The 22,780-nt window shown below is 44.1% G+C and carries 17 protein-coding genes and 1 pseudogene; 2 read left to right on the forward strand and 16 right to left on the reverse strand.

What is annotated here, in order from left to right:
• The 11 genes and pseudogenes from JV16_RS12820 to gabT form a co-directional block, all read right to left on the reverse strand.
• A pseudogene (locus JV16_RS12820) lies at positions 1-368 on the reverse strand (IS982 family transposase); the annotation flags it as partial.
• 123 nt (positions 369-491) lie between these two features.
• Positions 492-692, reverse strand: a complete 201-nt coding sequence (locus JV16_RS12825) for a hypothetical protein (RefSeq protein ID WP_019417794.1) — start codon at positions 690-692, stop codon at positions 492-494.
• A gap of 5 nt (positions 693-697) precedes the next feature.
• Positions 698-1,000 carry a ferredoxin family protein gene (locus JV16_RS12830; protein ID WP_012574872.1) on the reverse strand — a complete coding sequence of 101 codons (303 nt, stop codon included), beginning with the start codon at positions 998-1,000 and terminating at the stop codon, positions 698-700.
• Positions 982-2,277: an FAD-dependent oxidoreductase gene (locus JV16_RS12835; protein ID WP_042536178.1), complete on the reverse strand. Its 1,296-nt coding sequence runs from the start codon at positions 2,275-2,277 to the stop codon at positions 982-984. Before JV16_RS12835 ends, JV16_RS12830 begins: the two co-directional genes overlap by 19 nt.
• On the reverse strand, positions 2,270-3,319 hold the full coding sequence (locus JV16_RS12840) for an electron transfer flavoprotein subunit alpha/FixB family protein (protein ID WP_042536180.1): 1,050 nt from the start codon (positions 3,317-3,319) through the stop codon (positions 2,270-2,272). The genes JV16_RS12835 and JV16_RS12840 overlap by 8 nt, the downstream gene beginning before the upstream one ends.
• A gap of 12 nt (positions 3,320-3,331) precedes the next feature.
• Positions 3,332-4,144, reverse strand: coding sequence for an electron transfer flavoprotein subunit beta/FixA family protein (locus JV16_RS12845; RefSeq protein WP_021095276.1), 813 nt, complete (start codon positions 4,142-4,144; stop codon positions 3,332-3,334).
• 94 nt (positions 4,145-4,238) lie between these two features.
• Positions 4,239-5,387 (reverse strand): saccharopine dehydrogenase family protein, encoded by a 1,149-nt coding sequence (locus JV16_RS12850; RefSeq protein WP_021095277.1) that lies wholly within the window; start codon positions 5,385-5,387, stop codon positions 4,239-4,241.
• 13 nt (positions 5,388-5,400) lie between these two features.
• Positions 5,401-6,876 (reverse strand): aldehyde dehydrogenase family protein, encoded by a 1,476-nt coding sequence (locus JV16_RS12855; protein ID WP_042536182.1) that lies wholly within the window; start codon positions 6,874-6,876, stop codon positions 5,401-5,403.
• Positions 6,873-8,498, reverse strand: coding sequence for a thiamine pyrophosphate-binding protein (locus JV16_RS12860; protein ID WP_042536184.1), 1,626 nt, complete (start codon positions 8,496-8,498; stop codon positions 6,873-6,875). The genes JV16_RS12855 and JV16_RS12860 overlap by 4 nt, the downstream gene beginning before the upstream one ends.
• Before the next feature lie 73 nt (positions 8,499-8,571).
• A complete protein-coding gene (locus JV16_RS12865; RefSeq protein WP_084220377.1) occupies positions 8,572-10,014 on the reverse strand; it encodes an aldehyde dehydrogenase family protein in 1,443 nt (480 codons plus the stop codon).
• Positions 10,014-11,315 carry a 4-aminobutyrate--2-oxoglutarate transaminase gene (gene gabT / locus JV16_RS12870; protein WP_021095281.1) on the reverse strand — a complete coding sequence of 434 codons (1,302 nt, stop codon included), beginning with the start codon at positions 11,313-11,315 and terminating at the stop codon, positions 10,014-10,016. The genes JV16_RS12865 and gabT overlap by 1 nt, the downstream gene beginning before the upstream one ends.
• 408 nt (positions 11,316-11,723) lie before the next feature.
• Between gabT and JV16_RS12875 the strand changes: the two genes are divergently transcribed.
• Complete coding sequence (locus tag JV16_RS12875) at positions 11,724-12,881, forward strand: CaiB/BaiF CoA transferase family protein (RefSeq protein ID WP_042536188.1); 1,158 nt, start codon at positions 11,724-11,726, stop codon at positions 12,879-12,881.
• Positions 12,871-14,061 carry an acyl-CoA dehydrogenase family protein gene (locus tag JV16_RS12880; protein ID WP_042536190.1) on the forward strand — a complete coding sequence of 397 codons (1,191 nt, stop codon included), beginning with the start codon at positions 12,871-12,873 and terminating at the stop codon, positions 14,059-14,061. Before JV16_RS12875 ends, JV16_RS12880 begins: the two co-directional genes overlap by 11 nt.
• Before the next feature lie 20 nt (positions 14,062-14,081).
• Here the strand turns inward: JV16_RS12880 and JV16_RS12885 are convergent, their stop codons facing one another.
• From JV16_RS12885 to gltB, 5 genes are all read right to left on the reverse strand, one after another.
• The gene (locus tag JV16_RS12885; protein ID WP_042536192.1) at positions 14,082-14,408 is read right to left on the reverse strand and encodes a DUF3870 domain-containing protein; all 327 of its coding nucleotides are present in this window, start codon (positions 14,406-14,408) and stop codon (positions 14,082-14,084) included.
• An 82-nt stretch (positions 14,409-14,490) separates the two neighbouring features.
• Positions 14,491-16,203, reverse strand: coding sequence for a dihydroxy-acid dehydratase (gene ilvD / locus JV16_RS12890; RefSeq protein WP_042536194.1), 1,713 nt, complete (start codon positions 16,201-16,203; stop codon positions 14,491-14,493).
• Between the two features lie 78 nt (positions 16,204-16,281).
• Positions 16,282-16,650 (reverse strand): alpha-helical endospore appendage domain-containing protein, encoded by a 369-nt coding sequence (locus JV16_RS12895; RefSeq protein ID WP_042536196.1) that lies wholly within the window; start codon positions 16,648-16,650, stop codon positions 16,282-16,284.
• A gap of 57 nt (positions 16,651-16,707) precedes the next feature.
• Positions 16,708-18,168 carry a glutamate synthase subunit beta gene (locus JV16_RS12900; RefSeq protein WP_021095286.1) on the reverse strand — a complete coding sequence of 487 codons (1,461 nt, stop codon included), beginning with the start codon at positions 18,166-18,168 and terminating at the stop codon, positions 16,708-16,710.
• Positions 18,169-18,205: 37 nt separating this feature from the next.
• Positions 18,206-22,750 (reverse strand): glutamate synthase large subunit, encoded by a 4,545-nt coding sequence (gltB, locus tag JV16_RS12905; RefSeq protein WP_042536211.1) that lies wholly within the window; start codon positions 22,748-22,750, stop codon positions 18,206-18,208.
• Positions 22,751-22,780 lie beyond the last annotated feature (30 nt).

Below are 22,780 nucleotides of genomic sequence, written 5' to 3' on the forward strand. Positions count from 1 at the left end.
GGCATGCTATCTACTACCGCATAGGCATGGTGTTGACCACGTTTCGCTAGTTCATGACGAATCCACTTGATCGCAAGGCGCAGCGCTCGGCAACGGCGATTGTATCGAGAACGTTCGAGAAAATGTCTATCAGTGAACAGGTTCCCAGTAACAAAGCGATGCCATGCACGCTCGGAAGAGAAGCCAAGCAACTTTCCTAAAAGATGAATGGCAATGATCACCGCGTCTTCTTGTTTCGCCAAATGACGATTGCGACGTTGAAGATAGAATTGAATTTGTGACAGCTGGGCAGAAACAAAAAAGAAAATGGCTGCATATTGTTTTTGAATCTTTGCTTGATCTGTAGTAAAATGAAAGTGCTCTTGCATAGGGATTCTCCTTTCGAATGTTGGATCGCACTTTCATTCTACAGGAGATCCACAAGCAAGGGCTATTTTTATGCTTACTCGATTTTATCTAGCACCACGGGTATAAAGAAACAAAAAACCACCCTACGATAAAGGGTGGCTCACATGGGAAGAACCGCGAATCGTTTGTTTTTTTGTTAGCTCTTCATCGACTGTTAATAACGCTTTTTTCTCCCAGCTGACGAAGTAATCTTCCCATAAGACGTGGCAACGGTCATCGGTTACTTCTAGCACAATGCCTCTCGTTCCATCCAGATAGACGACGCAATCTCCGATGTGAAACATGGCGATCACCCTAGACGGAAGACGATGCCATGACCACCGCGTGGATATTCCCACCGAATGTTTTCGTGCGGACAGCCAATGCGACAGCTGCCGCACTCATGACAGCCTTCATAGCCAACGTGCATCCGAACTTCTTCCCATTTATAAACAGCTGCTGGACAAAAAATCGTACAAATTTTATCGGGACATTTCGTTAAACAAATGTTGTCATCAAGCACGTGAAGATGCGATTTCGTATCCGCGTTAAAGCGGACTAAATATTGCTTCTCTTCAATCGTTTGCGCCTTCATCATTTCATCACCTTCCATGCTTTCATCATATCGCGTGCCAGCTTAAACTTTTGTTTCGTTGAGCCAAGATCACGCCAAATTTTTTTCTGTTTTTCCCATTTCGATGCCCCATCCACCGTAAACATTTGGCTTGTTGCGCGGTTGAGCATCGGGATGTATTGCTCAAAATATTGTGGGAACGATTCAAAATGATGGGTCGCATCTTTATATTTTTTCAAGTCTTGCCCGATAAAGCTTTCCATCAGTTTCATTCGGTATTGATCAAGCATGCTTTCCGAAAAGTCTTTTTGCTCTTTTGCCATAATGATTGTTTCTGCCGCTAACCGACCGGACGTCATCGCCATATTGGAACCTTCGCGATGAATCGCATTGACAAGCTGTGCCGCATCCCCAACAACAAGCACCCCGTTGCCTGCCACTTTCGGAATGGAATGATAACCACCTTCTGGAATTAAGTGCGCTAAATATTCGACAGGTTCACTCCCTTGAATGTATGGACGAATCATCGGGTGGTTTTTCACATACTCAAGTAGCTCATACGGCTTGATTTTATGTTTAATTAATCCGGATAAAAGCGTACCGACACCGATGCTAAGCGTATCTTTATTCGTATATAAAAATCCTGTTCCTAAAATCCCCTTTGTCGCATCACCAAAAATCTCAATTGTACAGCCTTGATTGGCTTCAAGATTAAAGCGGTCTTCAATCACGTTTTTATCTAGTTTTAAAATTTCCATCGTCGCTAAAGCGACTTCATCTGGTCGCCATTCGCGATGAAACCCAAGCTGTTTCGCTAAAAGGGAGTTGACACCGTCTGCTAACACGACTACATCGGCATAAATGTCGCCATCTGGTCGGTCTGTGCGGACACCGACGACGCGACCGTTTTCAACGATGCATTCGACCGCTACCGTTTCACAAACGAGCAGTGCTCCTTGTTCGACCGCTTTTTCGGCAAACCATTGGTCAAATTTGGCACGCAATACGGTAAAATTGTTATACGGCTCCCGTCCCCATTCTAATCCTTTGTAACTAAACGTCACCGCCGATTCTTTATCCATCATCATAAATCGCTGCTCGACGATCGGGCGTTCTAGCGGTGCTTCTTTATAAAACTCTGGGATAATGTCTTCCATCATTTTTCGGTACAATACACCGCCCATGACGTTTTTCGCTCCTGGGTATTCGCCGCGCTCTAAAAGTAGCACGTTAACCCCTGCTTTTGCTAGTTCATAGGCACAAGCCGTTCCAGCTGGGCCTGCACCAACAACGATACAATCAAATTTTTCAGGCATGGCGGATCTCCTCCTTTACATCGGCAGCTGCTTTTATCTTCGGAATTTCTTCTTTCAATCGTTCAATTAAAAGCGGGACGATTTCAAACGCATCGCCGACAATACCGTAATGGCATGATTGGAAAATCGGAGCGTTCGGGTCTTTATTAATAGCGATAATGAGATCCGAGTTTTGCATGCCGACGACGTGCTGAATTGCACCAGAAATACCGATCGCAAAATAAATTTTTGGCGTGACGGTTACGCCGGTTTGTCCGACTTGGTGATGATGGTCAATCCATCCTGCCTCCACGACGTCACGGCTCGCCCCAACTGCACCGCCAAGCACTTCTGCCAGCTGATGAATGAGCTGAAACCCTTCTTTGCTCCCCATCCCTTTTCCGCCAGCCACAACAATGTCCGCTTCGTCAATACGCACTTTTTTCGCTGTCTCTCTCACAATCTGTAACACTTTCGTCCGCATTTCTTCTTCGTGTAACTCAATATGCTCCTCAACCACTCGACCTGTACGCGACGGATCTGGCGGTAGCGCTTTCATCACTTTTGGACGAACAGTAGCCATTTGTGGACGATATTTTTTACATAAAATCGTCGCCATAATATTTCCGCCAAACGCTGGGCGGCTCGCTAACAGTAACCCTGTATCTTCTTCAATATCAAGTATTGTCGTATCCGCTGTTAATCCTGTCGGTAAATCAGTTGCGATGGCACTCGCCAAATCTTTTCCAGATGGCGTCGCCCCGTATAAAATGACTTCTGGTTTATGCTTATGGCAACAATCAAGCAAAGCGCGCATGTATGGTTCTGTTCGGTAATGTTCAAAAATTGGATCATCATATACATATACAACGTCTGCACCATATTGAAAAAGTGTTGGGGCAAGTGCTTTTACACCACTACCAATGAAAACTCCTGCGAGCTCTGTTTTACGTTTATCTGCTAGCACCCGTCCTGCTCCTAATAATTCTAACGATACAGGAGCAATTTGCCCGTCTTTCACTTCAATGTATATCCATATCCCCCGATAATCATCGAAATTCATGCGCTACTCCCCCTATGAAAAAAGCTCTTTTTTCTCAAGTATAATAGACAACAGTTCGTTCACTTGCTCTTCTTTTGTTCCTGTTAATATTTTTCCACCTTCTGGCTTCGGTGGTGCCCATACTTTTGATACAATCGTTGGAGATCCTTTCAATCCTAGTTGTTTGCGGTCAACATCTTCTAAGTCGTCTGCAGTCCAAATCGTTGGTTGATATCGTGCGGCTTTAATCATGTTTGGCAATGGTGCGAAGGAGATGTCATTGATGTCTTTTTCGACAGTAAACAAACAAGGTAATTGCGATTTCACCACTTCATAACCATCTTCTAATTTGCGATGAACGATCGCATACCCTTTTTCTTTATTCACTTCAACAACTTTGTTTACACCAGTTAGAGGAGGAATGTTTAAACGACGTGCAATGCCAGGTCCGACTTGCCCCGTATCCCCATCGATCGTCATTTTTCCACAAATGATGAGGTCAATCGGACGATGTTTGGCGATTTTTTCGAGCGCCTTTGTAAGCGCATAGCTTGTAGCGAGCGTATCCGCTCCAGCAAATGCTCGGTCTGAAATCATATACCCTTCATCAGCCCCGAGCTCGATACATTTTTTTATGGCTTTGACTGCTGGTGGAGGACCCATCGTTAAAACAGATACGATTCCACCGTACTTCTTTTTTAAACGAACAGCCTCTTCTACCGCATGCGCATCATACGGGTTTAAAATAGCAGGGGCGCTCGCACGGTCCATCGTATTCGTTTTCGGGTTCATTTTAATAATTTTCGTATCTGGCACTTGCTTAATACAAGCTACAATATGTAGCATATGTTCACCTCCAAACCTAATATATACATATTCTAGCATAATAAACAAATCCCTCGTCATAACAATCAGAAAATTTACCATTTTGTTCACAATTTCAACGAATAGTCGCTCGAATGGCGACACCGCGACGAACCATTTCTTCAATATAGCGATCTCCTGGAACGATTTGTTCAGGTGGATATGCCCCGCGCTTTTGAATCGTTCCGTCACCAATCATTTGTGCAACGACAGAAACCGTATATGCCGTTGAACGCGCCATTGCCGTGACTTGTTTTTGGCGGTCTTTTTCTGTCACCATTTCGTACTCGTACGTTCTTTCTTTCCCATCTTTTTCTCCCGACACAATTACGCGCAACAAGACAACATCGTCTTTTTCTTTTAAATCTAAAAGTGGCGTAAGCACTTTTAACAATACGTCACGCGGACGTACGATCACTCCGTTGACTTCTACTTCGTTGTCTCGACGCGTGAATTGTAAATCGACAAGAAGCTGAAATTTTTCTGCATGGCCAGGATAGCGAATCGTTTTATATTCCAAACATTTTACATGCGGGTAAGAGCGCGGCAACGTCGATGTTCCTCCTGATGTATGGAACGCTTCAAGCGGTCCAAAACGCTCAAAATAAATCGTTTCAACTTCTGATAAAGACGGTACTTGTTGCTTTTGTCCATTACGAATAATTAAGGATGGATCGGTGTAATGATCGAGTAAACCTTCAAGCGAAAAGACGTGATTATATCCAAGCGGCGGTTCTGGCCGAAGAGGAATACCGCCAACATATAATTTAATGGTATGAACGCGATCCAGTTGACTCGCTCCATATCCTGTTAAAATATTAATCATTCCTGGGGCAACACCTAAATCTGGAATTAACGTAACGCCTGCTCGTTTTGCTTGTTCGTGTAAAGCGAGGACACGATCTGTCATATGTCCGATATGCCCACCTAAGTCTACTGCGTGTACACCCGTTTCAATAGCCGCTTTCGCTACCTTTTCGTTAAACGTATAAAACAGTGCATTGATGGCTACATCATGCCCATGCATCGCAGCCTGCAGTTCTTGATCATTCGCTGCATCCACTCGCTTCACTTTCACTTTTTCTGATTCCAACGAACGTTGAACGTTTTTCGCTTTCTCCTCATCGACATCCGCAAGTGTCACCGATAATACCCCTTGCTGTTCAATTAAATCTCGCACCGCTTCTTTTCCCATTAAACCTGCTCCAAGAACAATGACATTCATCGTCTAACCTCCTTCACACATCAATTTGGGCGCGTTGTAATTTGCCACTATAGTCAACGTAAATACTTTTCCATTCCGTAAATACATCGAGTGCTGCGACACCTGAATCACGATGTCCGTTGCCTGTTCCTTTTGTTCCACCAAAAGGCAAATGAATTTCTGCCCCTGTTGTTCCTGCATTCACATATACAATTCCTGTATCGAAATCACGCATCGCCGTAAACGCTCGATGAATATCTCGTGTAAAAATAGCACTAGAAAGCCCATAATCAACGCTGTTATTCACTTCAATCGCTTCTTCTAAACTGCGAACGGATATAATTGATGTGACCGGACCGAAAATTTCTTCCCGCGCAATCCGCATCATCGGTGTAACGTTTGTGAACAACGTTGGAGCGTAATAAAATCCACCTTTGTATGGCTCATCTTGCAGCATATACCCACCTGCAAGTAACGTTGCCCCTTCATTTTTTCCGATTTGAACGTAATGGTGAATTTTTTGTAACGCATCTTGATTAATGACTGGTCCGACTTTCACTCCTTCCTCTAGTCCGTTTCCAACCGTTAATGTGCTTATCGCTGCGAGTAACCGTTCTTCCACTTGTTTTTTTACATGTTCATGAACGATAACTCGACTGCACGCAGTACAACGCTGGCCTGATGTACCAAAAGCACTCCATATGATGGCTTCTACAGCAAGCGCTATATCTGCATCATCCATGACGATAATGGCATTTTTCCCACCCATTTCAAGCGATACTTTTTTCAAATGACGCCCGCACATTTCCGCAATGCGCCGGCCAACTTCATTGGATCCTGTAAACGAAATGACTTTTACATCACGATGCTCGACAAGCGCTTCACCAACAACAGAACCTCGTCCATGTACAACATTAAATACACCGTTTGGTAAGCCTGCCTCCTCAAATATTTGCGCAAGTTGCTGTGCCATGATCGGTGTTTCTAGCGCTGGTTTCCAAACAACTGCATTGCCGGTAACGATCGCAGGAAATGCCTTCCACGTTGCGATGGCGATTGGAAAGTTCCAAGGGGTGATTAATCCGACGACACCAATCGGCGCACGGACGCTCATTGCGAACTTATTCGGCAACTCCGACGGGGTCGTATCGCCAAATAATCGTCTCCCTTCCCCTGCCATGTAAAACGCCATATCAATTCCTTCTTGTACTTCTCCACGTGCTTCTTCAATCACTTTTCCCATCTCCATCGTTAATAGGCGAGCCATTTGTTCTTTTCGCTCTTGTAGTAACATGCCCACCTTATAAAGCACTTCAGCTCGTTTTGGGGCTGGAACGAGCGCCCATGCTTTTTGGGCTCGTTTTGCCGCCAACACCGCCTGTTCGACATCTTGTTCGTTTGATATCGTCACTTCTCCAATACACTCACCATTCGCAGGATTCACAATCGGCACAAACTGATTGCTGACCGATGACACCCATCGCCCGTCTATATAGTTTAATACTTTCATTGTTTTCCTCCCCTCGCCTGTTCCATTGTTAAAAATGGAGATAATACGTTCGGATCTGTCATGACTTCAATCACGGTTGGCTTATTGTTTTGGAGTGCTGTAGTAAACGCGGATGAAAATTGTTCTCCTGTTTCTACACGCATACTATCAGCTCCGAAGCAACGCGCTATACTTGCAAACGATATATCGCTTAAATCTGTCCCGATAACGCGCTTTGGATAACGAAGCTCTTGATACATGCGAATCGTTCCATACATTTGATTGTTAAACACCACACTAATGACAGGAATGTTGTATCGAACGGCTGTTTCTAGCTCCTGGATCGTCATCATAAACCCGCCATCTCCACTTAATGAAACGACGGGACGATGTGGATTTGCTAATTTTGCACCAATGGCTGCTGGTAATCCGTATCCCATCGCTCCTGATGTTGGCCCAATATATGTATGTTGCTGAAATTGAAAAAATGAATGGAGCCAACTTGCGAAATTGCCCGCATCATTTGTAATGATCGCTTCGGATGGGAGAAGATGTTGAAGGGTGTGGATCATTTCTTCGTTTACATTCCGTTTTATGGACGGAAGTGATGAAACTCGTTCGTATGTTTCCCGCCGTTCTTGTACCCAATCTGTCCATGATGGCTGAAGTTGAATATTTAACAACCGACTTAACGCTTCTTTCGCATCAGAAACAACGCCAATATGTGGAGAATACGTGACACCGATGACATCGTAATCGATGTCGATATGAATAAGTTTTTGCGTCGATAATAACTTATAATCTTGTGTCGTCACTTCTGACAAGCGCGTACCGATGGCTAAAACAACATCTGCTTGTTCCACCGTTTCAATGATCGCTCGTTGTGTCCCTAAACCAAGATGACCAACATAAAGAGGATGATTGTTTGGAAATACATCGTGCCGACGAAAAGAAGACATGACGGGAAGTGACCATTTTTCCGCAAATAAACGAAGGGTATCGATTGCTTTTGACCATATAATTCCTCCGCCCGCAATGACAATCGGTCGCCTCGCTGACTGCAACAACTGCTCAATGCGTTGAATATCCTCCTCGTTCGGTGCTGGTTTTGGAACAATCGTTTTTGAAAACGTCACATGATCGACTTGTTCATGAAGAACATCTTCAGGAAGCGCAACGACAACGGGCCCAGGCCTTCCTGTTTGAGCAATTCGAAACGCCCGTGTCAACAACTCAGGCAATCTTTGTGCATCGTCAATTTCTACTGCCCATTTGGCTATCGGACGAAAACATGCTTCAACATCTATTTCTTGAAAGCCTTCGCGTCCTCGAAACGCCCGTGCAACTTGTCCTAACAATACAACCATTGGCGTCGAATCTTGTCTTGCTGTATGAATACCGATGGCGGCATTTGTTGCTCCTACCCCTCTTGTCGCCATCACCACACCGACTTTTTTGCTCGCTTTCGCATATCCTTCTGCCATAAATGCGGCGCCGCCTTCATGACGAGCAGAAATGAGTTGGATCGTTTTCTCAGAAAAAAGGGCATCAAGAATCGGTAAATAACTTTCCCCTGGTACACAAAAGACATGGGAAACGTCTTCGCTTTTTAAACATTGAACGATCGCCTCCGCTGCATTCACTACAAGCCCTCCTTTCTTTTTGTATCATGTATACACAAATGAAATCGTTTTATGACCCATTCAGTTGCCCCTTTCACATATTTGGATGTGGCCGAATAGAAATCGTTTGATACGCGGTAAAAAATTCGATGGCCGCTTGCCCTTGTTCGCGCGTACCTGAGCTTGATTGCTTCATCCCGCCAAACGGTGCTTGCGGTTCCGCACCGCCTGTCTCGCCGTTCACTTGCACCATTCCCACCTCGATATGTTCAATAAAGTAAAGCGCTTTCGATACATCGTTTGTAAATAGCGACGCGCTTAAGCCATAAATGCTGTCGTTTGCCATTTCAATCGCTTCATCAATGGATGCCGCTTCTACAATCGATAAGACAGGGCCAAATATTTCTTCCGTCGCAATAATGGCGCGATGAGAAACAGAATCAAATACAGTTGGCTCAATATACCAGCCCACATCATCGCTCGCTCCCCCTCCAATAAGCAGCCGTCCTTCTTGTTTTCCAATATGGATATAGCGCTGAACCGTTTCAAATTGTCCTTTCGAGACAACCGGCCCCATCGTCACTTGTTCGTCCATTCCATTTCCAACTCGAATACGTCTCACCTGTTCCATTACATGCGTTCGAAATACATCGATAATCTCTTTCTCAACAAATACGCGACTCGTTGCCGTACAACGTTGCCCCGTTTGTTTCATCGCTCCTTCTACAACGAGTCGTGCCGCAAATTCGATATTTGCATCTTTTAAAACGATAGCTGGATTTTTTCCACCGAGTTCAAGTTGATATTTCGCCCCACGAGCTGCTGCTTTTTTTGCAATTTCACTACCAATCGCATTCGAGCCTGTAAACGTAATCGCATCGACATCTTTATGTTCGACAATGGCATCACCAATCGTGCTTCCACGGCCGACAACAAAGTTTAAAACTCCTGGAGGTAAGCCTGCTTCTGCAAACAATTCAACGATGCGAGCTCCTGTAGCGCTTGCTTCTAGTGCAGGCTTAAATACAACCGTATTTCCATAAACGAGGGCAGGGGCAATTTTCCATATCGGGATAGCTAGCGGAAAATTCCACGGAGCAATGACAGCTACAACCCCGACAGGCACACGTTTTGTAAAAAATAAATTTTTTGCGTCAAATGACGGTAACACTTCCCCTACTTTTCGCAACCCTTCTCCCGCATAATAACGTAAAATAGCTGCGCTACGATATACTTCTCCTTTCGTTTCAACAAAACGCTTCCCCATTTCTTTCGTAGCCAATTCCGCCAATTCATCCGCATATTGCTCAAATAAATGAGCGACTTTTTGCAAATACGCGCCACGCTCTGGGGCAGCCGTTTGCGCCCATTTTTTCTTTGCTTTCACCGCAGCAAACACCGCCTCATTCACATCATGAACAGATGAACCGGCCACGGTCGCAACAAGCTCTTTTTGATCAGCTGGATTGTATCGCTCAATCGTTTCACTTTTCCCTTCAGTCCATTCACCATCAATGTAGTTTTTCACTTCACGCATCATTTCACCACCTTTTGTTGTACTTCTGCTAATAGTTGACGCAAAACGGAAAAACCACGCTCTAGCTGTTCATCGGTCATCACAAGCGGCGGTAAAAAGCGTACAACGTTGCTGTATAATCCAGCGCTTAAAAAGATCGCTCCGCGCTTCCATGCATGGGAAACGATGTATGCTGTTTGTTCTTTCGCTGGCGTTTTTTGCTCGCGATCTGTCACAAGCTCGATCGCGCACATCGCCCCCAGCCCGCGCACATCGCCAACGATGTCAAACTGTTGCTTCATTTCTTGTAAAAGCGTCATCATTTTTTCACCAAGATGACGGGCACGCACAATAAGCTGTTCTTCTTCAATGACATCTAAAACAGCGAGTGCGGCTACACATGCCAATGGACTTCCAGAAAACGTACCACCAAGCTGACCAACTTCAGGGGCATCCATTATTTCACTTCGGCCAACGACTGCACTGATCGGCACACCCGCTCCCATCGACTTCGACAATGTCATTAAATCAGGTGCTACACCGAAGTGTTCCATCGCAAACATACGCCCGGTTCGAGCAAAACCAGTTTGAATTTCATCAGCAATCATCACGATGCCATGCTCGTCGCAAATGCGACGAATCGCCTGCATAAATTTCGCCGATGGAACGACAAATCCACCTTCTCCTTGTACAGGTTCAATAATGATCGCGGCCACATGATCAGGTGCCACTTCCGCAGTAAAAAACTGTTGCAGTGCTGCGATTAACTGTTCATCCACCTCATCTGCCGTTTGCCCGTTTGCCCGATAATAGTATGGATATGGAAATTTATACACCTCTGGAGCGAATGGACCAAATCCTTTTTTATATGGCATCACTTTGCTTGTTAGCGACATCGTTAATAGCGTCCGACCATGATATCCACCTGTAAATGACACAATCGCCGGGCGACCTGTATACTTTCTTGCAATTTTCACGGCGTTTTCCACTGCTTCCGCACCACTATTTAAAAAAATCGTTTTTTTCGGAAAATCACCCGGAGTTAGCTCATTTAATTTTTCTGCTAACAACACGTACGATTCGTAAGGCGTCACGTGAAAACATGGATGAATAAACGCTGCCGCCTGCTGCTGAATGGCAGCGACTACTTTTGGGTGACAATGTCCAACGTTTTGTACACCAATTCCCCCCGCAAAGTCGATATATTCGCGATCATCTATGTCGCGAATGATCGCTCCTTTTGCTTCTTTAATAAAAATTTCCGTCACGTTGTATGGCGCTCTTGCAACCGCTTCTCTTCTTCGTTCCATCCAATTCGACATGATCTCTCCTCCTTCGACAAATAAAAAGCCAGTTTAATCATCGTGATGACACAATGACTAAACTGGCTGGTGCTTATGCGTTGCTCGCCGATCAGACGAGTAAAATAAGCTCCACAGTTTTTACTTATTTGCTTTTATTTTAAGACAATCTTTTTGATTTTGTCAAACTATTTTTAAAATAAAAAATATTTACAAAATAAATGCGTTGTTTTATACTGAAAATAGCTAGCCCCACCAAACAACTGACCGTTTGGCTTCGGGTAGCAACGTAACTTTTTTTGTTAAAGAACTGTTCCGATTCGACCGACTTTCTTTTCGAAAGGCACGCTCGAATCGTTTATGCCAGTTCCTTTCCTGTACGTTGTAGGAGGGGACTGGTTTTTTTATTACGAAAATGGAGGTGAACGAATGGCCGGAGCTTTAGATGGGATTCGAGTAATTGACTTGACGCGCGTTCTCGCTGGCCCATACGCCACAATGATTTTAGGTGATCTCGGGGCAGATGTCATAAAAATCGAAGTACCGGGAGGGTCAGATGATACACGTTTTTGGGGACCACCATTTCAAAACGGGATGAGCGCCTACTATGCAGCGGTCAATCGAAACAAGCGAAGCATAACTGTCAATTTAAAAGATGAAAGCGGAAAAGAAACGATTCGTCAACTTTCGAAAACAGCCGACATTATCATTCACAATTTTAAAACTGGAACGATGGAACGACTTGGGCTTGGGTATGATGATTTGTCCGCCATCAATCCGAAACTCATCTACTGTTCAATTACTGGATTTGGTGAAACAGGGCCGTATCATCATTTAGCTGGCTACGATTATATTATTCAAGCGATGAGCGGCTGGATGAGCATTAACGGGACAGAACAATCCGGACCATTAAAAGTCGGCGTGGCGGTCACAGATATCTTCACAGGTTTGTATGCAGCGATCGCCGTACAAGCAGCACTCATCGCTCGGCAAAAAACAGGAAGCGGACAAAAAATTGATTTAAGTTTATTTGATTGTGCCATTAGTGCGCTTGTAAACGTCGCTTCGAATTATCTCATGTCCGGTGAAGTGCCAAAACCGTTAGGAAACGATCATCCAAACATCGTTCCGTATTCGACATATGAAGCAAGCGATGGTTTGTTTGTTGTTGCCGTCGGAAACGATCGGCAATTTCAAGCACTATGCGAACTGCTAGAAGATCAATCGATTGGTGCAGATGAGCGATTTCGAACAAATGCCGGTAGAGTCGCTCATCGTCATGAACTAAATCGTCGGCTAAACGATGAATTAAAAAAGAAAACGCGCGCGCAATGGCAGAAATTGTTTGAACAAAAAGGCATTCCTTGCGGCCCTGTTCATACGCTCGATCAAGTGTTTCAACATGCACAAACGCACGCACGAAACATGCTCATCCACATGGATCACCCAGATGTTGGAATGTTAAAACTTGTCGGCACACCGTTAAAGTTTTCACACACACCGGTCACATATCGATTTGCTCCACCCCTTGCAGGGGAACATAACGATTTATTGATTAAAGGAGGAAAAAAACTTGATGAACTTTGATTTTACTCCAGAACAAGAAATGTTGCGACAAACGGTAAGAAAATTTGTTGATAAAGAAATTTTACCTCACATAAAAGAATGGGATGAACGAGGCTATTTCGATCCAAACATTTTAAAACGTCTTGCACAATTAAACTTAATGGGCGTATGCATTCCAGAGCAATATGGTGGAATGGGAATGGATTACAATTCACTAGCCATCGTATGTGAAGAGCTTGAGCGTGGAGATACTGCGTTTCGCACAGCCGTTTCTGTCCATATCGGACTTAATAGTTTAACACTACTTCAATGGGGAACAGAAGAACAAAAGCAAAAATATCTCGTGCCACAAGCAAAAGGGGAGAAAATTGGGGCATTCGGACTAACGGAGCCAAACGCTGGTTCAGATGTCGCATCCATTTCCACAACCGCTGTACGCGATGGAGATGACTACATTTTAAACGGGCAAAAAACGTGGATTTCTCTTTGTGACATTGCCGACCATTTCATCGTTTTTGCTTACACAGATAAATCAAAAAAACATCGCGGTATTTCTGCTTTTATCGTTGAACGGACGATGCCTGGTTTTTCATCACGTGCCATCAAAGGAAAACTTGGCATTCGTGCAGGTAATACAGGTGAGCTGTTTTTCGACAATGTCCGCGTCCCAAAAGAAAATTTACTCGGGGAAGAAGGAGAAGGATTTAAAATTGCGATGTCTGCGCTCGATAACGGACGATTTACCGTTGCTGCTGGGGCGTGCGGCTTAATTATGGCTTGTTTAGAAGCAAGTGTGAAATATTGTCACGAACGAAAAACGTTTGGAAAAGAAATCGGCCGCCATCAACTCGTGCAACAAATGATTGCGAACATGGAAGCAGGGTTGCAAATGAGCCGTTTGCTCGTATATAAAGCAGGATTTTTGAAAAATAAAGGAAGACGAAATACGCGCGAAACGTCATTAGCGAAATGGATGGCATGCGACTTTGCAAATAAGGCGGCTGACGACGCAGTACAAATTCACGGGGCTTACGGCTATTCCAATGAATATCCTGTAGAGCGATATTTACGCAACTCAAAAGCGCCAGTCATTTACGAAGGAACGCGCGAAATTCATACAATTATGCAAGCGGAATACGTGCTTGGCTATCGTCAAGATAAACCGCTCCGAAAAATGCTTCCAGCTTGGGAAGAAAAATAGAAGGTGGCTCGTGTCACCTTCTATTTTTCTGAATGCATCTTTTCTTCTAGTTTACAATATTGTTTATACAAATCTTTTAATGCTGCGCATAACGCTTGATTTGCTTTTCCTAAATACCCTTCATGTAATTGAGCAAGCGGCTCGTCAATCCCATCTTTCAATGAATGTCCTTTTAACAATCGCGCTACATAATCACGGCCGTGTTCTGTTGCTAACGTACAAGAAGCATCCACGATGACACCGTACTTTTTATCTACTTCTGCTGTAATCGTCAACGTATCAAACACGCTTTTTGCCGCCATTCCTGAAGGCAATCGTGCATGACCGGCAATGAATTGCGTATTCATTCCTCTCCCCCCATCACCATGTTACTTCCTATTATAACGGTGGGCTGTGTCAATGCTATGAACAATCTTTCGACAAAATCAATTAAATCTTCATAATTCCACCTGTACTGGCGGACGTGACGAGCTTCGAGTAGCGAGCTAAATATCCTGTTTTCACTTTCGGTTCAAATCCTTTCCAATTTACTTTTCGCTTTTCCCATTCTTCTTCTGGAACATGTACATCAATTGTTCGTTTCACAATATCAATGACAATGTGATCCCCATTTTCCACAAATGCAATCGGGCCTCCTTCAGCTGCTTCCGGTGATACGTGCCCAATCGATAGCCCACGGGAAGCACCGGAGAAACGACCGTCCGTAATGAGCGCTACTTTCGTCCCTAATCCCATCCCGACAATTTGTGATGTCGGTGCCAACATTTCTGGCATACCTGGTCCACCTTTTGGTCCTTCGTAACGAATAATGACGACATGCCCCGGCTGTACTTTCCCTGCCGCAATTCCTTCAAGCGCTTCTTCTTGAGAGTCAAATACGATCGCTGGTCCTTCGTGGCGTGTAATTCCCCCTTGAATGCCACCTGTTTTAATAATTGCACCATCTGGAGCTAAATTGCCGAACAATACAGCCAGTCCGCCTGTTTCTGAATACGGATTGTCAATTGGACGAATGACTTCATAGTTTTTCACTTCACACCCTGCAATGTTTTCACCAAGCGTTTTTCCCGACACCGTCAATGCATCTAAATGAAGCGTACCTTCTTTTTTCGACAATTCATGTAATACAGCAGACACTCCACCAGCTTCATGTAAGTCTTCAATATGCATATCTGATGCTGGAGCGAGTTTTGCTAAATGTGGTACGCGGGCCGCAACTTCATTAATGCGCTCAAGCGGATAATGAATGCCTGCTTCATTCGCGATCGCTAACGTATGTAGCACCGTATTTGTTGAACCACCGAGAGCCATGTCAAGTGCAAACGCGTTATCAATTGCTTTTTCGGTCACGATATCACGCGGTTTAATATCGTGCTCGATTAAATACATTAACTGTTGAGCCGAACGGCGCACAAATTCTTTTCGTGCCGGATCAATGGCTAAAATCGTGCCGTTACCCGGAAGAGCTAAGCCAAGCGCTTCAGCTAAACAGTTCATCGAATTGGCTGTAAACATCCCTGAGCAAGAACCACATGTCGGACAGCCGTACTGTTCAAGTTCTTGTAACCCTTTTTCATCAATTTTTCCTGCTTGATACGCCCCCACTCCTTCAAATACAGAAGAGAGCGAAATTTTTTTCCCATCGCTTGTCACACCCGCTTTCATCGGCCCCCCGCTTACAAAAATGGTTGGAATGTTTAAGCGCATCGCCGCCATCATCATACCAGGTGTAATTTTATCGCAGTTTGGAATGCATACCATCCCATCAAACCAATGCGCAGAAATGACCGTTTCAACAGAATCGGCAATAATTTCACGGCTCGGCAACGAATAGCGCATGCCGATATGTCCCATCGCGATACCGTCATCCACTCCGATCGTATTCATTTCAAACGGTACGCCGCCTGCTTCGCGAATCGCTTCTTTCACAATTTTCCCAAACTCTTGTAAATGAACATGTCCTGGAATAATATCAATATACGAGTTGACAACCGCAATAAACGGTTTATTGAAATCTTCTTCTTTTACTCCTGCCGCACGCAATAAACTACGATGTGGCGCACGGTCAAATCCTTTTTTAATCATATCGCTACGCAAATCAAATCCCTCCATCTTCTCTAACCTTGTTAAACATTGTAACATTTTTTTAAATAAAATGACAATTCTAAAAATAAAAATCTCTTTTTCTACAAAAGTGTAGAAAAAGAGATCATAGAAACATTAATGTTCACAACTATCTTTTTCTTTATGCTTTTTTCGCTTTTGCTCATGAATGAGTTGAATTAAGTCGCTAACATCCTCTAATTTAAACTGAAGCAACATTTGGTTTTTTAACACGGTACGTAACGTTCGCTCAACAGATCGGTTGACTTTCAATAAATCATGAAGCGTCTGTGCTTTCGTTCCACTTGCACTCGTTGTGAGGGTGCCTAACACGGCTTGCAACTTTTCTGCTTCGGCATTCATAATATGTGCCAAACTTAATTCTTCCAATGCGATCGATGCAAGCAATAACGATAGCACATCTTCTTCATCTAAATCAATGTCCGGCTTAATGTTAGGGACATTTGGGAATGATAAATGAATCATCTCCTTTTTCTTATGATACATCAATATATGTGTGATGAAAGGAGATGATGCATCCGTTTACTTGTCACAGAGAAAGCGACTGATTTCCTTCGCTGCTTCCCGACCTTCATGAATAGCCCAGACGACAAGACTTTGTCCACGTCTTGCATCACCTGCGACAAATACCCCTTTGACGTTCGTCTTGTATCGTGACGCTTTTCCTTTTTTGTTTCCTGTTTCTACTCCAAATTGTTGTAAAAGCGATGGCTCTGGTCCTTCAAAACCGATGGCAATCAACACGATGTCACATGGCCATACTTTCTCTGTACCTGGAATTTCTTTAAATACAATACGCCCATGTTCATCTACTATTTTTTCCATTTGAATCGTATGCAGTTCTTTTACGTTCCCTCTATCATCACCGACAATTTTTTTCGTTTGAATGCAATATTGACGTGGATCCGTACCAAACTTCGCTTCCGCTTCTTCATATGCATAATCAACGGTAAAAATAAGGGGATATTGTGGCCACGGATTATCACTTGCACGATCAGTCGGCAATGCGGGGTGCTTGCCGAACTGGACAACGCTTTTACACTGTTGGCGAAGCGCTGTTGCTACGCAGTCAGCTCCTGTATCACCACCACCGATGACGATGACATGTTTATTTTTTGCATCAATAAACGTTTCTTCTTTTTCGCCGGTCAACAACCATTTTGTTGTTCGGGTTAAGTAATCCATTGCAAAATGAACGCCATCTAATTCGCGTCCTTCTATAACAAGATCGCGTTGTTTTTGCGCTCCAACACAAAGAACAACCGCATCATATTGTTTCTGTAACTCATCGACGGTAATATGCTTTCCAACTTCTGTATTCGTGATAAACGTAATTCCTTCTTCGCTAAGCAGGCGCACACGCCGTTCGACGACATCTTTTCCAAGTTTCATATTCGGAATGCCGTATGTTAATAATCCTCCTATACGATCGGCACGCTCGTATACAGTGACAAAATGGCCTGCTTGATTTAATTCGTCTGCACATGCTAAGCCGGCTGGTCCTGAGCCGATCACAGCGACCTTTTTTCCTGTTCGCTTGTTCGGAATGCGCGGTTGAACCCAACCTTCTGCGAATGCTTTGTCGATGATTGCTCGCTCAATTCCTTTAATGGCCACCGCCGGATCGGAAATCGCTACGGTGCACGATCCTTCACACGGTGCTGGGCAGACACGTCCCGTAAACTCTGGAAAGTTATTCGTTTTTGCTAATCGTTCAAACGCTTCTTTCCAACGTCCACGATATACAAGGTCGTTCCATTCTGGAATGAGATTATGAATCGGACAACCTGACGTTAAGCCATTTAGTTCCATTCCCACATGACAAAAAGGAGTACCGCAATCCATACATCGCGCTCCTTGACGTGCTAACGTTTCATTTGAAAACGGAAACGTATATTCGTTCCAATCATGTAAACGAGAAAGCGGATCACGCTTTTTTTCTTCCTCCCGTACATATTCCATAAACCCTGTTGCTTTCCCCATCGTTCTCCCCCTTTCTTTTTTTTACAGAAGCGATCGCTTACTTTGCGACCGCTTCGATAACTTTTTCAGCGACGACATCTTTTTTGCTTGCAACCGTTTCAAACGCTTGAAATACCGCTTCGTCATGCGACAATCCGCGTTGCTTCAGCGCCTCGATCGTTTCAATCATAAGCTTATAATTTTTCGGAATGACTTTGACGATGTCTTTCACAACTCGTTCCCAATTCGCAAGCGCATACGCCGCTTTCGGGCTTTCTGTATATTCGTAATGTTTCATAATCATATGTTGCACATCTCGTATTTCGTTTTCGTCGACTAATGACTCAAATAAAACAAGTTCACGGTTCGCGCGTTTTTTCCACGCATCGTCATCAGCAAGTACGTATGCTATGCCACCGGACATTCCAGCGGCGAAATTTTTCCCAACAGAACCGAGGATAACGACACGTCCGCCTGTCATATACTCACAGCCATGATCCCCAACACCTTCAACAACGGCAACAACTCCGCTATTGCGAACGCAAAAACGTTCCCCAGCTCGCCCGCGAATGTACGCTTCACCGCTTGTTGCACCGTAAAACGCGACGTTTCCAATAATAACTTGGTCGCTACATGCAAACTCCGCTTCATGTGGCGGACGAACGATTACTTTTCCACCTGACAACCCTTTTCCAACATAATCGTTCGCATCTCCGATGAGCGTCATCGTCATTCCTTTTGGTACAAACGCCGCAAAACTTTGTCCGGCTGAACCGTGAACATGTAGTCGAATCGTATCTTCTGGAAGACCTTCTTCTCCGTATCGTTTTGATATTTCGCTACCTACCATTGCACCGACCGTGCGATGAACGTTACGAATCGGGACATGTAACTGTATCGGTTTTTTATCTTCTAACGCTTTCTTTACCGCTGGCAAAATAATTGTATGATCAAGCGTTTCATCGAGACGATGGTTTTGCGGTTTAGAAAACGTTCTCGGTCCGTCCACTTGATACAACAAGCGTGATAAATCAAGATGTTTCGCTTTCCAATGTCGTCTCGCCCGCTCGCTTATTTTTAATACATCTACTCGTCCAACCATTTCTTCGATCGTGCGGAAACCGAGTTGCGCCATCATCTCACGCACTTCTTGGGCGATAAAATACATGAAATTGATGATATGCTCTGGTTTCCCTGTAAATTTTGCTCGCAACTCCGGATTTTGTGTCGCTACACCAACAGGGCACGTATCTAAATGACAAACGCGCATCATGACACACCCTAAAACGACAAGCGGAGCGGTCGCAAAACCAAACTCTTCAGCACCAAGCAATGTGGCCATCACAACATCGCGACCCGTCATTAATTTTCCGTCTGTTTCTAATACAACACGATCTCTTAATCCGTTTAACATAAGCGTTTGATGCGTTTCGGCTAAACCGAGCTCCCACGGAAGCCCTGCATGTTTAATGCTCGTTTTTGGCGAAGCGCCCGTACCACCGTCATATCCGCTAATGACGATCACATCGGCACCACCTTTAGCCACTCCTGCTGCGATTGTGCCAACTCCAGATTTTGCAACGAGCTTCACACTAATGCGCGCATGACGATTCGCATTTTTTAAGTCATAAATGAGTTGAGCTAAATCTTCGATGGAATAAATGTCATGATGCGGTGGCGGCGAAATAAGCTCGACACCAGGCGTAGACCCACGCACTTTTCCAATCCACGGATATACTTTATTGGCGGGAAGTTGTCCTCCTTCTCCCGGTTTTGCACCTTGCGCCATTTTAATTTGTAACTCATCGGCATGGACTAAATAATGACTTTTTACACCGAATCGTCCCGATGCAACTTGTTTAATTGCGCTGCGACGAAAATCGCCATTTTTATCTCGTACATAGCGCCGCGGATCTTCCCCACCTTCTCCGCTATTGCTTTTTCCACCGATGCGATTCATCGCAATCGCAAGCGTTTCATGAGCTTCTTCGCTCAACGAACCATATGACATCGCTCCTGTTTTAAATCGGCGTACAATCGCTTCCACAGGTTCTACTTCCTCGATAGGAATCGGTGTGCGCGTTTCATCAAACGTAAATAAGTTGCGCAAAAATGTGATTTGCTCTTCGTTTGCCATTTTCGAGTATTGTTTAAATAGTTCGTAGTCATTTTTTCGACACGCCCATTGTAACGTATGAATCGTTTTCGGATTAAACGCATGATGTTCACCATTTTTACGCCATTGCAATTCACTTCCAGAATCTAATGTTTGATCATAAGATGTGTCGAACGCTTGCATATGGCGCATTTTTGCTTCTTGAGCAATTTCATCTAAACCGATTCCTCCAATTTGTGATGCTGTTCCTGTAAAATATTGCTCAATGACATCCGCACCAATACCGATCGCTTCAAAAATTTGCGCACCACGATAGCTTTGCACGGTTGAAATACCCATTTTTGACATCACTTTCACAACGCCATCCGTCGCTGCTTTTTTATATGTTTCTACTGCCTTTTCGTATGTGGAATGAAGCACTCCTTTTTCGATCGCTTCGCGAATAGTCGCAAACGCTAAATACGGATGAATCGCATCTGCCCCATAACCGATTAACGCAGCAAAATGATGTACTTCACGCGCCTCTCCGCTTTCGACAATTAAGCTTACTTTTGTACGCGTCCCTTTTCGAACAAGATGTTGATGCACCGCGCTAACCGCAAGAAGGACAGGAATGGCTACACGTTGTTCGTCCATTGATCGATCAGATAAAATGAGTAATGTCACACCGGAAGCAATCGCTTCATCTGCCGCTTCACATAATTCGTCTAACGCCTCTTTTAAGTTGTCTGTAAAAACCGTTGACAACGTGACGCTAGCGAATTCGCGATACGGACTCATTCGAATTGCCCTTAATTGTTTGTTCGTGATAATCGGACTATCTAGTCGAATGCGGCGAGCAGCTGATGCATCTGGATTTAACAAATCCCCTTCTTTTCCAAGCAACGTCACTGTTGATGTAACGGTATATTCACGAATGGCATCGATCGGCGGATTTGTTACTTGCGCAAATAGTTGTTTAAAATAATTGAACAAACTTTGTGGCCGATCGGACAAAACCGCTAACGGCGTGTCATTTCCCATCGCCCCTGTCGGATCTTTTCCATCTGTCGCCATCGGAATGATCGTTTTTTCGACATCTTCATACGTATACCCGAACGCTTTTTGTTTCGTGACGAGATCATCGAACAATTGTTCATCATCGTCCGTTGTTAATTCGTCAATTGAAACGATTTGTTCGTCCACCCATTGACGATACGGACGTTCATTGGCGATTTGCGTTTTTATTTCTTCATCAGAAATAATGCGCCCTTGTTCAAAATCAATAAAAAGCATTTTCCCAGGGCTTAATCGTTCTTTATACAAAACATTTTCCGGCGCTACATCAATAACTCCGACTTCCGATGAGAAAATAATATAGTCATCTTTCGTTACATAATAACGAGCCGGGCGAAGACCGTTCCGATCTAAAATCCCTCCAATTTGTTTTCCGTTCGTAAACACGATTGCTGTCGGACCATCCCACGGCTCCATTAAACAGCTGTAATATTCATAAAACGCTTTTTTATGATCGTCCATTTCTTCATCCCAATACCACGGTTCAGGAATGAGCATCATCGCCGTTTCAGCGAGCGATTTTCCTGCTAACACAAAAAATTCAAACGCATTATCAAGCATGGACGAATCGCTTCCGTTCGTATCTAAAATCGGAAGTACTTTTTGTAAATCTTCGCCAAAAACATGGGACGTAAATTGCTTTTCCCGCGCCATCATCCAATGAATATTGCCACGCAACGTATTAATTTCTCCGTTATGGATTAAATAACGGTTCGGATGCGCCCGCTCCCAGCTTGGGAACGTATTTGTGCTAAAGCGCGAGTGAACGAGTGCAAACGCTGAACGAAATCGCTCATCTTGTAAATCGATATAAAACGCATCTAATTGCTCCGGAGTGACTAGCCCTTTGTAAACGATTGTGCGACTGGATAAACTCGCAAAATAATATTCATTGTTTTTTACGACTTTTTCTGCTCGTTTACGAATGACATATAACTTTCGCTCAAAATGTTGTTCGTCCGTTACTTCATCACTTGCCGCGATAAAAAGCTGACGAATGAACGGACGACTTTGTTTTGCTAATGTTCCAAGTTTTTCGACATCAATAGGTACATCTCGCCATCCGAGTAACGTTTGTCCCTCTTCATAAACGATATGAGAAATTTGACGTTCTAACATCATTCTTTTTTGCTCGCTATGCTCAAAAAAGAAAATCATCCCAACTCCGTAACGCCCTTTTGGAGGAAGCAAAAACGAACAAACGTCCCGAAAATAATCATCAGGAATTTGCATCATGATTCCAGCCCCGTCACCTGTTTGCGGGTCGCTTCCTTGACCGCCACGATGTTCTAATTGACGTAGCATATGAAGGCCTTGCTTTACAATATGATGAGACGCTTCACCTTTTAAGTGAGCGTATAACCCGATCCCACATGCATCATGTTCAAACTGCGGACAGTACAATCCTTGCGCTTTTGGTAGTCCTCTCATGTGAATCCCCCATTCCGTCATCATGTATGT

It is taken from the genome of Anoxybacillus ayderensis (assembly GCF_000833605.1).
Lineage (GTDB): Bacteria > Bacillota > Bacilli > Bacillales > Anoxybacillaceae > Anoxybacillus > Anoxybacillus ayderensis.

Bases quoted from the DNA above. Each gene is read 5' to 3' on its own strand.
- JV16_RS12875 (WP_042536188.1), top strand. From the start codon at position 11,724: ATGGCCGGAGCTTTAGATGGGATTCGAGTAATTGACTTGACGCGCGTT.
- JV16_RS12895 (WP_042536196.1), bottom strand. From the start codon at position 16,650: ATGATTCATTTATCATTCCCAAATGTCCCTAACATTAAGCCGGACATT.
- JV16_RS12865 (WP_084220377.1), bottom strand. From the start codon at position 10,014: ATGCGTGAAGTGAAAAACTACATTGATGGTGAATGGACTGAAGGGAAA.
- JV16_RS12900 (WP_021095286.1), bottom strand. From the start codon at position 18,168: ATGGGGAAAGCAACAGGGTTTATGGAATATGTACGGGAGGAAGAAAAA.
- gabT (WP_021095281.1), bottom strand. From the start codon at position 11,315: ATGTCGAATTGGATGGAACGAAGAAGAGAAGCGGTTGCAAGAGCGCCA.
- JV16_RS12835 (WP_042536178.1), bottom strand. From the start codon at position 2,277: ATGCCTGAAAAATTTGATTGTATCGTTGTTGGTGCAGGCCCAGCTGGA.
- JV16_RS12825 (WP_019417794.1), bottom strand. From the start codon at position 692: ATGTTTCACATCGGAGATTGCGTCGTCTATCTGGATGGAACGAGAGGC.
- gltB (WP_042536211.1), bottom strand. From the start codon at position 22,750: ATGAGAGGACTACCAAAAGCGCAAGGATTGTACTGTCCGCAGTTTGAA.
- JV16_RS12855 (WP_042536182.1), bottom strand. From the start codon at position 6,876: ATGAAAGTATTAAACTATATAGACGGGCGATGGGTGTCATCGGTCAGC.
- ilvD (WP_042536194.1), bottom strand. From the start codon at position 16,203: ATGTTACAATGTTTAACAAGGTTAGAGAAGATGGAGGGATTTGATTTG.
- JV16_RS12845 (WP_021095276.1), bottom strand. From the start codon at position 4,144: ATGCTACATATTGTAGCTTGTATTAAGCAAGTGCCAGATACGAAAATT.
- JV16_RS12885 (WP_042536192.1), bottom strand. From the start codon at position 14,408: ATGAATACGCAATTCATTGCCGGTCATGCACGATTGCCTTCAGGAATG.
- JV16_RS12840 (WP_042536180.1), bottom strand. From the start codon at position 3,319: ATGAATTTCGATGATTATCGGGGGATATGGATATACATTGAAGTGAAA.
- JV16_RS12880 (WP_042536190.1), top strand. From the start codon at position 12,871: ATGAACTTTGATTTTACTCCAGAACAAGAAATGTTGCGACAAACGGTA.
- JV16_RS12830 (WP_012574872.1), bottom strand. From the start codon at position 1,000: ATGGAAGGTGATGAAATGATGAAGGCGCAAACGATTGAAGAGAAGCAA.
- JV16_RS12850 (WP_021095277.1), bottom strand. From the start codon at position 5,387: ATGAATGTCATTGTTCTTGGAGCAGGTTTAATGGGAAAAGAAGCGGTG.